The sequence below is a fragment of the Pseudomonas sp. MEJ108 genome, assembly GCF_030208985.1.
GTDB classification, from domain to species: Bacteria; Pseudomonadota; Gammaproteobacteria; order Pseudomonadales; family Pseudomonadaceae; genus Aquipseudomonas; species Aquipseudomonas fragariae.
On record NZ_JARVSW010000027.1, the window covers coordinates 86872 to 99011 of the forward strand.

General features: G+C 59.6%; 10 protein-coding genes. 8 read left to right on the forward strand and 2 right to left on the reverse strand.

The annotated features are described in order from the left end of the window. Positions 1-107: 107 nt before the first annotated feature. On the reverse strand, positions 108-296 hold the full coding sequence (locus QRN50_RS25910; RefSeq protein WP_225651238.1) for a hypothetical protein: 189 nt from the start codon (positions 294-296) through the stop codon (positions 108-110). 1184 nt (positions 297-1480) lie between these two features. Between QRN50_RS25910 and arnB the strand changes: the two genes are divergently transcribed. From arnB to QRN50_RS14350, 8 genes are read left to right on the forward strand one after another with little or no spacing between them, the layout of a single operon-like run. Then, positions 1481-2629 carry a UDP-4-amino-4-deoxy-L-arabinose aminotransferase gene (arnB, locus tag QRN50_RS14315; protein WP_096127096.1) on the forward strand — a complete coding sequence of 383 codons (1149 nt, stop codon included), beginning with the start codon at positions 1481-1483 and terminating at the stop codon, positions 2627-2629. Continuing rightward, on the forward strand, positions 2626-3639 hold the full coding sequence (gene arnC, locus QRN50_RS14320; protein ID WP_096127097.1) for an undecaprenyl-phosphate 4-deoxy-4-formamido-L-arabinose transferase: 1014 nt from the start codon (positions 2626-2628) through the stop codon (positions 3637-3639). The genes arnB and arnC overlap by 4 nt, the downstream gene beginning before the upstream one ends. Next, entirely contained in the window at positions 3636-5630 is a 1995-nt protein-coding gene (gene arnA, locus QRN50_RS14325; RefSeq protein WP_096127098.1) for a bifunctional UDP-4-amino-4-deoxy-L-arabinose formyltransferase/UDP-glucuronic acid oxidase ArnA, read from the forward strand. The genes arnC and arnA overlap by 4 nt, the downstream gene beginning before the upstream one ends. Beyond that, positions 5630-6511, forward strand: coding sequence for a 4-deoxy-4-formamido-L-arabinose-phosphoundecaprenol deformylase (gene arnD / locus QRN50_RS14330; protein ID WP_011267893.1), 882 nt, complete (start codon positions 5630-5632; stop codon positions 6509-6511). The genes arnA and arnD overlap by 1 nt, the downstream gene beginning before the upstream one ends. Continuing rightward, a complete protein-coding gene (arnT, locus tag QRN50_RS14335) occupies positions 6508-8160 on the forward strand; it encodes a lipid IV(A) 4-amino-4-deoxy-L-arabinosyltransferase (RefSeq protein ID WP_096127099.1) in 1653 nt (550 codons plus the stop codon). The genes arnD and arnT overlap by 4 nt, the downstream gene beginning before the upstream one ends. Then, the gene (gene arnE, locus QRN50_RS14340) at positions 8157-8495 is read left to right on the forward strand and encodes a 4-amino-4-deoxy-L-arabinose-phosphoundecaprenol flippase subunit ArnE (protein WP_003401117.1); all 339 of its coding nucleotides are present in this window, start codon (positions 8157-8159) and stop codon (positions 8493-8495) included. Before arnT ends, arnE begins: the two co-directional genes overlap by 4 nt. 26 nt (positions 8496-8521) lie before the next feature. Next, positions 8522-8926, forward strand: a complete 405-nt coding sequence (gene arnF / locus QRN50_RS14345) for a 4-amino-4-deoxy-L-arabinose-phosphoundecaprenol flippase subunit ArnF (RefSeq protein ID WP_003401115.1) — start codon at positions 8522-8524, stop codon at positions 8924-8926. Beyond that, positions 8904-10298, forward strand: coding sequence for a UDP-glucose dehydrogenase family protein (locus QRN50_RS14350; protein ID WP_096127100.1), 1395 nt, complete (start codon positions 8904-8906; stop codon positions 10296-10298). Before arnF ends, QRN50_RS14350 begins: the two co-directional genes overlap by 23 nt. 20 nt (positions 10299-10318) lie before the next feature. Here the strand turns inward: QRN50_RS14350 and QRN50_RS14355 are convergent, their stop codons facing one another. Then, a complete protein-coding gene (locus QRN50_RS14355; protein WP_054091488.1) occupies positions 10319-11800 on the reverse strand; it encodes an ArnT family glycosyltransferase in 1482 nt (493 codons plus the stop codon). Positions 11801-12140 lie beyond the last annotated feature (340 nt).

Consider the following 12140-nt stretch of genomic DNA (forward strand, 5'->3'; position numbering starts at 1 on the left):
GGGACTCACCAACATATGAACGCGCCCCGCCGGAATGACCTTCCGGCAGGCTGTAAAGACAATATCGGCTGTTCGTGCGAGCGATACTCACACGTCCATGATGGGCACTAAGGGGCCTGTGGATTGAGTCCCGGAAGGGTATACCTTGGCAGGTTGCCGAGCCAGAGGTCGGGCAACGCAAAACGAGTACGGCGGACACGGATCAGCCAGCCCAGCGCCACGAAGAAAATCATCGCCAGCGTCAGTGTTCCGGCAAACGAGCACTCTCCCGACTGCGCCTTCATGCTGCCTGACATGTCCATCTTCCTGGACGAGTCGTGCCTGGACATGTGCATCGTGTGGTGCCCGGCATGCATATCCGACATCCCATGGTCTGCATGGGAGACCGAAGCCACTGCAGTGCCGGCAAAAGCGGCCATCATCTGGCCGTGACCGATGCTGCACGCAAGACCATTGAACAGGACAACTGTGTACAGTATCCAGGCAATGGGCGAGCAATGGGTTCGGAAGACGTTCATGGCGAGCAATTTAACATCTCTGGCCGGAACTAGACAGAACGGGGCGTGCAGGTCAGCGGCATTCGCAGGGCCGATAATCGAGGAGACATGGGTTATCCGAGCCCACCCTGTGTTCCCACATGCCAAGGCGCTCTGCGCGGCGCTTTACTTTGATACACCCACTAAATCTGGCAGTTGCAGTCGAGCAGGTATCGATTTTTAAACCCGTGGTTAAATACCTCTCCTGTACCCGACCCGCACAGGGGGGTGCGAACGGAAGCAAGGTATACAACGTAAATCTTTAACACCCCACAACAACCGGCACGCTTGCGCCGAACTGTCTTGACCCTATAACACGCCCACTCACACCTTGATGTTTGCCTGCGCCAAACTGGCCATTATCAGTAACGTTGCTCTCCTCCACACAGCCCTGTCATACCGCTTGGTTATATATATCACTTGATAGCACTCGCGCAGTCGTTCCTCTGAGCTGGGATTTACGCGAACGCGCAGCCCCTCGTCAAAGAACCGGAAAAAATGCCGATATTCCCCAATGAAAATGGCCTGCGAGCAACCTGGCCGGGGTCAGGTTCGACCCTGCCCGGCAGCACGAAACCCGTTTTCGGTCATGAAAACTTCATTAAAAAACCCTGTAACTGCAACACGCATCATCCGCTTTAACTTTTCATGATTATCATGAGCAAGCTGAACTAATGCTGTCTATTCATGACGCACTCGATGAAACCTGAACGCCAGATTAATAATTCTACATGGACGCTTAACGGCATTGTCGTGCGTTTGAATTTCACCCTACTCTATGATTCGACAGCCTGCCAGGCGATACAAAAAAGCAACAGCGCATGGACATTATTTTCATAGTTGAACGCCTAAGTTCACCGCGCTCATGTGCACCTATGTTTGCGCACTCGTCGTGTGGATTTTTTATATTCGACCCTGCTGCTTCAATCGGAGAGTCTCTGTAGATGAGTCAAACTTTTCTTGCCTTTTCACGGCCGTCCATTGGCGATGAAGAAATTGCTGCAGTGACGCGCGTGCTGCGTTCCGGATGGATCACCACCGGACCGGAATGTCAGAAGCTGGAGGAAGAGTTCGCCGCGCGGGTCGGCGCGCAGCATGCAGTGGCATTGTCTTCGGCCACCGGGGCAATGCACGTTGCGCTGCTGGTGCTGGGTGTAGGGCCTGGCGATGAAGTGATTACGCCGTCGCAAACCTGGGTGTCGACAGCCAACATGATCTGCCTGCTGGGAGCCACTCCGGTGTTTGTCGATGTCGACCGTGACACCCTGATGACCAGTGCCGCGCTGATAGAGCAAGCCATCACTCCGCGGACCAAGGCGATCGTGCCAGTGCATTACGCAGGCGCGGCATTCGATCTTGACCCGCTGTATGCGCTGGCCGACCGGCACGGCATCACTGTGATCGAAGACGCTGCGCATGCTGCCGGCACTGCTTACCAAGGACGCCCGGTCGGCCAGCAGGGCACTGCGATCTTTTCGTTTCATGCGATCAAGAACATGACCTGTGCCGAAGGCGCGATGCTGGTCACCGACAATGCACGGCTGGCTGATCGGGTGCGTCAGCTTAAATTCCATGGCCTGGGTGTCGATGCCTACGATCGCCTGACCCTGGGTCGCAAGCCGCAGGCCGAGGTCATGGAGCCTGGCTTCAAATACAACCTGGCCGACATCAATGCGAGCATTGCGCGGGTGCAGTTGCAGCGCCTCGATGCCATCAATGCACAGCGCCAGGCACTCGCCAGCCATTACCTCGAACGGCTGGCCAATAGCCCCGTCCAGCCTCTCGCCCTGCCCCTGCATGCCCAACAACACGCCTGGCACCTGTTCATTCTGCGCATCGATCCCGAGCGCTGCGGGCTGAATCGCGACGCCTTCATGAAGGCCTTGCAAGCGCGAAACATCGGCACCGGCATCCACTTCATCGCGACCCATCTGCACAGCTATTACCGCAAGCGTTTCCCGGATGTACGCCTGCCCGACACTGAATGGAATTCATCACGGCTGTGTTCCATACCCCTGTTTCCCGACATGAGCCTCGATGATGTCGAGCGGGTTGTCGGTGCCATTGAATCGACCCTGGAATCCAGCCATTGAAACCGTATCCGATCAAGTTCGTGTCGATCGTCATCCCTGTCTACAACGAACGACAAAGCCTGCCAGAGTTGTTGCGCCGTACTGAAGCGGCCTGCGAACAGCTCGACCACCGCTTCGAAATCGTGCTGGTCGACGATGGCAGCCGCGACGACTCGGCAGACATCCTCCAGCGGGCTGCCGAGCGCGCCGACAGCCCCTTTGTCGCAGTGATCCTGAATCGAAACTACGGTCAGCACGCCGCCATCATGGCCGGATTCGAGCAGTGCCAGGGCGACGTGGTCATCACCCTCGATGCCGACCTGCAGAATCCTCCCGAGGAAATCCCTCGTCTGGTAAAGCTCGCTGAACAGGGGTACGACGTGGTCGGCACGGTGCGCAGCAATCGTCAGGACTCCGCCTGGCGACGCTGGCCCTCGAAACTCATCAACCTGGCCGTGCAGCGCTCCACCGGCGTGGCCATGAACGATTACGGCTGCATGCTGCGCGCATACCGACGCACGATTGTCGACGCCATGCTCGCCTGCCGCGAGCGCAGCACGTTCATTCCGATTCTGGCGAACAGTTTTGCGCGACACACCACCGAGGTGTTGGTCGATCACGCCGAACGCGAGCACGGCGACTCCAAATACAGCCCGATGCGTCTGATCAACCTCATGTTCGACCTGATCACCTGCATGACCACCACGCCCTTGCGCCTGCTCAGCATCATCGGCTTCAGCATGGCGTTGCTCGGTGTCTTGTTCGCGGCGCTGCTGATCGTTCTGCGCCTGATCTTCGGCGCGTCATGGGCCGGGGACGGCATGTTCGTACTGTTTGCCGTGCTGTTCGTATTCACCGGCGGGCAGTTCATCGGCATGGGACTGCTGGGTGAATACCTGGGCCGGATGTACAGCGATGTGCGTGCGCGTCCGCGGTTCTTCATCGAAAAAATCGTGCGCAGCTCGTCACCGATTGCCACCGACAGCATTGATTCCTCTGTAACTCCCTATATGAACAAGGTCGCGCCATGAGCACTAAAGCTGTCGTTTTCGCTTATCACGATATTGGCTGTGTCGGCCTGCAAGCGTTGCTGGATGCAGGCTATGAGATTGCGGCGGTGTTCACCCATGCCGACGACCCCAGGGAAAAAACCTTTTTCGGCTCTGTGGCGCAGCTGTGCGCCCGGCACGGCATTGCAGTGCATGCCCCTGAGGACCCGAATCACCCGCTATGGGTGGAGCGCATCGGCAAACTGGCGCCGGACTTCATTTTCTCCTTCTACTATCGCCAGTTACTCGGCGATTCGTTGCTGGCCTGCGCGAAAAAAGCTGCACTGAACCTGCATGGCTCGCTGCTTCCGCGTTATCGCGGACGCGCGCCGGCCAACTGGGTGCTGGTCAACGGCGAAAGCGAAACCGGCGTTACCCTGCATCAGATGGTCAAACGCGCCGATGCCGGGCCGATAGTCGCCCAGCAGCGGGTCTCGATCAGTGCCACCGATACCGCCTTGACGCTGCATGGCAAATTGCGTGACGCCGCCGCTGACCTGCTCTGCGAGACACTGCCCCTGCTGGCGGCGCAAGGGCAACTGCCAGCGACGCCCCAGGATGAATCCCGTGCGACGTATTTCGGTCGGCGCACCCCGGCCGACGGCTTGATCGACTGGTCGCTGCCAGCCACTCAGCTCTATAACCTGATCCGCGCGGTAACACAGCCCTACCCTGGCGCGTTTTGCCCGGTCGGCGACAACAAGCTGATCGTCTGGGCTGCCAGCGTGGACACAAGCAGCAATGGCGAGGCGCCGGGCACGGTCATCAGTCACGAGCCGTTGCGTATCGCCTGTGGCGAGGGTTCGCTGGTCATCACCGCAGGGCAACGCGGTGACAACGGCTTGTACCTCAGTGGTGAGCAACTGGCACGCGAATTCGGGCTGGTAGCAGGCTCGCAAATGCTCGATAAGGCAAAGCGCCGGTCGGTTCGTCGTACCCGCGTGTTGATCCTCGGCGTCAACGGTTTCATCGGCAACCACCTGTCAGAGCGTCTGTTGCAGGATGACCGTTACGAAATCTACGGCATGGATATCGGCTCGGACGCTATCGAGCGCTTGCGCGCCAAGCCGAACTTTCACTTCATCGAAGGTGACATCAGCATCCACACCGAGTGGATCGAATACCACATCAAAAAGTGCGATGTTGTGCTGCCGCTGGTGGCTATCGCCACGCCGATTGAATACACGCGCAATCCACTGCGGGTCTTCGAGCTGGATTTCGAAGAGAACCTGAAGATCGTCCGCTACTGCGTCAAGTACAACAAGCGTGTGATTTTCCCGTCCACGTCCGAAGTCTATGGCATGTGCCAGGACGCAAACTTCAACGAGGACACCTCCAACCTGATCGTTGGCCCGATCAACAAGCAGCGCTGGATCTACTCGGTGTCCAAGCAACTGCTGGACCGGGTGATCTGGGCCTATGGCCAGAAAGGCCTGCAATTCACCCTGTTTCGCCCGTTCAACTGGATGGGACCGCGTCTGGACCGCCTGGATTCGGCGCGCATTGGCAGTTCGCGGGCCATCACCCAACTGATCCTGCACCTGGTCGAAGGCACGCCCATTCGCCTGGTGGACGGCGGCGCCCAGAAGCGCTGTTTCACCGATGTCGTCGACGGCATCGAAGCGCTGGCGCGGATCATCGAAAACCGCGATGGGCGCTGTAACGGACAGATCATCAACATCGGCAACCCCGACAACGAAGCCAGCATCCGTCAATTGGGTGAAGAGCTGCTTCGCCAGTTCGAAGCCCATCCGTTGCGCGGCCATTTCCCGCCTTTCGCGGGCTTTCGTGAAGTCGAAAGCGAGTCCTTCTATGGCAAGGGCTATCAGGATGTCAGCCATCGCACGCCGAGCATCGACAACGCCAAAAAGCTGATTGGCTGGACGCCGGGTATCGAGCTGAGCGAAACCATCGGCAAAACCCTGGATTTCTTCCTGCGCGAAGCCATGGCTGAAAAAGCGGATCAGTGCTGATGCAGGCAGGCCTGAGAATCGATGTCGACACTTACCGGGGCACCCGTGAGGGCGTGCCCCGGCTGCTGGACATACTCGACGAAGCGCAGGTCAAGGCGACCTTCTTTTTCAGTGTCGGCCCCGACAACATGGGGCGCCATCTGTGGCGCCTGGTAAGGCCCACGTTCTTCTGGAAGATGCTTCGCTCCAACGCGGCGAGCCTGTATGGCTGGGATATTCTGCTGGCCGGCACCGCATGGCCGGGCAAACCGATCGGCCGGGACCTCGGCCCGCTGATGCGTCGCGCGCTGGATGCCGGTCACGAAATCGGCCTGCATGCCTGGGATCATCATGGCTGGCAAGCCAATGCCGGACACTGGAGCGACAGACAGTTGACCGCCCAGATACACCGCGGCGTCGATTGCCTGAGCGACATCCTCGGCCACCCGGTGGTCTGCTCTGCGGCGGCAGGCTGGCGCGCCGACCAGCGCGTCGTGCAGGCCAAAGAGGCGTTTGGCTTTCGTTACAACAGTGACTGCCGCGGCGCCAGCCTGTTTCGCCCATTGCTGGCCGACGGCAGCCTCGGTACCGCTCAGATTCCGGTGGACTTGCCGACCTTCGATGAAGTAATCGGCCCGCACCTCAAGCCGGATGCGTTCAACGACTACATTCTCGGCCGCTTCGCTGCACGACAGCTCAATGTCTACACCCTTCATGCCGAAGTGGAAGGGATCATCATGGCCGACGGTTTCAGGCAACTGTTAAAGCGGGCCAATACCCAGGGCATCCACTTCGCGCCGTTGGGCCATCTGCTGCCCGATGCTATCGAACGGTTGCCTTCCGGGCATATCGTTCGCGGCCACCTGCCCGGCCGCGAAGGCTGGCTGGGGGTGCAGCAGTGATACACGTCAGGCATCGTCATCTTGCGCTGCTGTTATTGGCGTTCGTGCTGGCTTATCTGCTGCCGCTGGGCTTTCACGGCCTGTGGATTCCCGATGAAACCCGCTATGCGCAGATCAGCCAGGAAATGCTCTACAGCGGCAACTGGATTGCGCCGCACTTCATGGGGCTGCGTTACTTCGAAAAACCGGCGGCCGGTTACTGGCTGATTGCACTCGGGCAGCAGGTCTTTGGCGAGAACCTGTTCGGCGTGCGCATTGCCTCGGCACTGGCCAGCGGCTTGAGCGTGCTGCTGGCCTATCTGCTGGCCGGCAAGATCTGGAACGACCCGCGCAAGCAGTTCGCCAGCGCCTTGCTGTTCATGAGCTTCGGCTTTGTCGCCGGCCAGGCGGGTTACGCCAATCTTGATCCGCAATTCACCTTCTGGACCAACGTGACACTGCTGGCATTCTGGTACGCCGTGCACAGCGTCGGTCGGGCGCGTCTGGCGGCATGGGCGTTAGTCGGCGTGGCCTGCGGGATAGGGTTCATGACCAAGGGCTTTCTCGCCTGGGCACTGCCCGTCATCATCGCCCTGCCCTACATGCTGTGCCAGCGACGCCTGGCCGAGTTGCTCAGATTCGGCCCGCTCGCGGTATTGATTGCCATCGCCGTCTGCCTGCCGTGGGCACTGGCGATCCACCAGCAAGAGCCCGACTACTGGCGTTACTTCTTCTGGCACGAGCATATTCGCCGCTTTGCCGGGGACAATGCGCAGCATGCCCAGCCCTGGTGGTTCTATATGCCGCTGCTGGTGGCGGCCTGTGTGCCGTGGGCACTGCTGCTGCCGGCAACACTGCAACAGGCATGGCAGGAAAAAAACCGCCCTGACATTGCCTTTTTGCTGCTGTGGCTGCTGCTGCCACTGGCGTTTCTGAGCCTGAGCAAAGGCAAATTGCCGACCTACATACTGCCGTGCCTGCTGCCGTTGGCGCTGCTGATGGCCAACACTCTGGTCGAGCGCCTCGATCGAGGCCACAGCACAGCGTTGCGCACGAACGGAATATTCAACGCGACCGTCACTTTTCTTGGGCTTGTGGCGTTGATCTACCTGCAACTCAAGCAGCCCGTCTACGAAAACGAACCGATGCATTTGTCACTGGCGGTCATCGTGCTTCTCGGATGGACACTCGCCAACGCCCTGCAAGGCTTGCGCCCGCTGACATTCTGGGCCACGCCGGCACTGGGCAGCTGGTTGCTGATCGCATTGCTGCCCGCAGCACTGCCAAACGATGTGATCAACAACAAGACTCCCGACCCGTTCGTGGTCAGGCACCAAGCCGAACTGGCGGGCTGCACGCAGTTGCTGAGCAACGATCTGGGCGCTGCCTCGGCATTGGCGTGGCGCCTGAAACGACCTGATGTTGCACTGTTCAACACCTGGGGCGAGCTGGAATACGGCCTGGGCTACCCGGATGTGCAGGGCCGTGAAGTCCGCCTGCAGGACATCGATGCCTGGATGAAGAACGCCCGCAGCCAAGGCCGGGTCGGCGTCATCATGCGTGGCAAGAGCGATGAGGAACTGAAAGAGCTCGAAAGTCTTCCCAAGGATGGTCAGCGCTATGACGAAGGCAACCTGGCCATCCTCGTTTACGAGAAATCCGCATCGTGACCTGGCTGATGCTGGCAAGCGCATGCCTGCTGACCTGCCTGGGCCAGATCGCGCAGAAGTACGCGGTACAAGGCTGGCGTGGCGCATTTCCCGGCGTGTTTGCAGCGCTGCGCTCGCTATGGCTGGCGCTGGCCTGCCTTGGGTCCGGCCTGCTGATATGGCTGCTGGTGTTGCAACGCCTGGACGTCGGCATCGCGTATCCGATGCTGGGTGTTAACTTCGTGCTGATCACGCTGGCAGGTCGCTATGTGTTCAACGAGCCGGTTGACGTACGGCACTGGCTGGGTATTGCGCTGATTCTTGTCGGGGTATTTCAGCTGGGACGCCAGGCGTGACCCACCGCCGGGCAACCCTGTGCGCCATGGCCAGTGTGGCGCTGGTCAGCGCGGCGCAACTGGGCATGCGCTGGAGCATGAGCCGCCTGCCCTCGCCCGTTCAATGGCTCGAAATGCAGGAACATGCGCAGCTTGATCTCAGCGCCCTGAGGGTCGTCTGCGCCTCGATCACCACCTACGCGCTCTCCATGCTTTTCTGGCTACTGGCCCTTCGGGTCTTGCCCCTGAGCCGTGCCTATTCGCTGCTCAGTATCAGCTACGCGCTGGTTTATACGCTCGCCGCAGCGCTGCCATTTTTCCACGAGACGTTCACGGTATCGAAAACTGTGGGTGTCAGCCTGATCGTGGCAGGTGTCTTGACCATCAACCTCCGGCGCATTCCCCGGCCATCACCTCAGGATCTTTCCCATGAAAATCAGCGTTTTCGGTAGCGGATATGTCGGCCTGGTACAAGCGACCGTGCTCGCCGAAGTCGGCCACGATGTGGTCTGCATGGACATCGATCAGGCCAAAATCGACCAGTTGCGTCAGGGCCAGGTGCATATCTACGAGCCTGGCCTGGCCAATCTGGTACGTGAAAACCTCGACCAGCAGCGTCTGTGCTTCACCACCGACGAGCAGCTGGCAGTGGAACATGCCGAGGTCCTGTTCATTGCGGTAGGCACGCCGTCCCGAGCCAATGGCTCCGCCGACCTGAGCGGCTTTTTCGCGGTGGGCGAAGCCGTCGCCCGGCATCGACGCGAACCGCTGATCATCGTCGAGAAGTCCACCGTGCCGGTCGGCAGTGGCGACGCCTTGCGCGGCCATATCGACAAGGCGCTGCGTCAGGCCGGCCGGCTGTTGCAGTTCGATATCGTCTCCAATCCGGAATTTCTCAAGGAGGGCTCGGCGGTCAACGATTGCCGGCGCCCGGACCGTATCGTCATCGGCTGCGAAAATGAAGCGGTGCGCAACGTCATGCGCGAGCTGTATGCACCGTTCAACCGCAATCATGAGCGGATCATGTTCATGGACCTGCGCAGCGCCGAACTGACCAAGTACGCCGCCAACTGCATGCTGGCAACCAAGATCAGCTTCATCAACCAGATCGCCGAACTGGCCGAGCATCTGGGCGCGGACGTCGAGTCGGTGCGGTTGGGCATTGGCGCCGACTCACGCATCGGTTACGACTTCATCTACCCCGGTTGCGGTTACGGCGGTTCGTGTTTTGGCAAAGACATCCGTGCGTTGATTCACAGCGCCCGGGAGGCCCATTGCTCCAACGATCTGCTGTCGGTGGTCGAGGCGATCAACGAACGGCAGAAGAACAAACTCTTCGAGCGGGTCAACGCGTTCTATCAGGGCGACCTGCGCGGCAAGACCTTTGCCCTGTGGGGGCTGGCGTTCAAACCCAACACCGACGACATGCGCGATGCCCCCAGCCGCGTGCTCATGGAAGCGTTGTGGGAGGCTGGCGCCAGCGTGCGGGCGTTCGACCCCGAGGCCATGCAGGAAACCCAGCGTATTTATGGCCATCGCAAGGACCTGATGCTCATGGGCACGCCAGAGTCGGCGCTCAATGAAGCCGATGCATTGATCGTCTGCACCGAATGGCAACAGTTCAAAGCTCCGGATTTCGAGTTGATCCAGCAGCGGCTGAACGCACCGGTCATCTTCGACGGGCGCAATCTGTACGACACCGAACGACTGGCAAAACGCGGCTTCCACTACTTCCCCATCGGGCGTGGCGAGTCATGCGATCTGCCAATCCCGCAAAAACAGTGGACGGCCTGTAATCCGCTTGTCAGCAGCCAGGTTGTGTAACGGCCCTGCTCCGGTGGCCGTCAGTTGCCGACAGTCGCTGGAGCCTGAGTGACGAAATAGTAGATACGCTCGCCAACCTTGACGCTGTCGACCATTCGCAAGGGTGGTTCGGGAGGCTGCAGGCGTTCCATTAGCGCCACATTGCCGTCGGCACGGGTCAGAAAGGTGCTCAATTCAGCACTGGACGTGAACGTGTCCAGCAAGCTCTGGCTGTAGAACACGCTGGCCCCTGCCAGCCGCTCACTGGGCTGAAACAAAACAACATGCCGTCCCTGGACCTGCAGAGCATGAACCTTGTCGGTCAGCGGCAGGAACGACAACTGCCGGTCCGCTCGCGGTTCCAGCCATAGGGCTGCGCCGAGATACCCCGTCACGATCAATACAACCCCGGCAACCGTCATCGCCCGTCGGTTTCGTAGCACAAACGCTGCAGATGCAGAGCCTTGCGAGCGTGCCTTGATGCGCTCGCCCAACACAAAGGCATATTCCGCCGCGATGACTGCCGCCGCCGGGGCCAGTGACATCAGATAAACCATGCGTTTACTCGAGGCCAGCGACAATAGCAGGAACTGCGCGATCAGCCACAGGCTGAAAAACAGCAGGTAACGATTGGCCAGCAGCTGTTTACGGAAATGCCACAGCCCCAGATAGACGAGCACATTCCACGGCAAAAACGCTTCAGGCAGTTTGCTCAGGTAATAATGCACGGGCTCGTAATGCCCTGCCTCTTCGAACGAACCACTAAAGCGTCCGACACTGTTGGTCCAGAGCACGTCCTTCAACGACTGCGTACCGCCCTGCCCGTATAGAAAGCACAGCCATACCAGCAAAGGCACCAAAGCCAGGACGGTGAACATCGCCGGGCGTAGCCAGTGGACGGGAACAATGCGTTTGCTCTGCACCGACTCGCACACCAGCCAGGCGAAAATGACCACACCCGGCATCGCGAGGCCCAGCACACCCTTGCTCAGGGTTGCCAGCGCGATCCCTACTACGAAGAGCAACCAAGCCCCTGCAGAAGATCCGTCGCTGCGCAGACGCTGACTGGCGTGAAAGAACCCCAGTAGCGCCATGCTCACACCCAGCGCCAGCAACGCGTCCTCGCCCACCTGCCGCGAATTGCTCCAGAAGCTGGCCTGGGTCGCGAGCATGAATGCAGCCACCCACGCCACGGAGGCAGGTCGCCCGAAGCGACGCAGCATGCTGTACAGCAGCAACACGCTGAACAGCCCCGCACAGGCGGACGCGAGCCTGACCGTCCAGGGAGTCGCACCGAACGCCCCGATGGACGCAGCGTCGAGCCAGACACTCATCGGCGGCTTTTCCAGGAACGGTTGATCGTTCAGTTTCGGAGTGACCCAGTTGCCACTCAGGTGCATTTCCATGGCAATGCCCGCCACGCGGGGTTCTGTCGAGTTTTGTAATTGGTGATTGCCCAACGCGAGGAAAAACAGCATTGCACCCAGCAACAACAGCAACGGTGAAAGCACACGAGAAGTCATCAAGGTAGGTACCCGGTTGACGGGGGGGCAAGCAAAGAAGCGAATCGGTCTGGCGAAGTATAAGTCGCCAATTGTTGAAGAATTGTTAACCGGCGGCACACCAGACAGCCACTCAACGCTTGTTTAAAAGCTCGGCAAAAAGTCGGCCGTGAACGCCTGACCTGGCGCAGACTCCCCGTGGCCCAGAACGCATCCGACATGCAGGATGCGACCGGTGATCGGGCCCAATAAATCTCTTCGCAGGTCTACTAATCTTACAGATAAGCCAGCCTGATGCAGGTCATGCCTAGGCTCTGTACGAAAAGTGGCTGCGCTCGGTGATGCTTCGTTAAAAACAGGC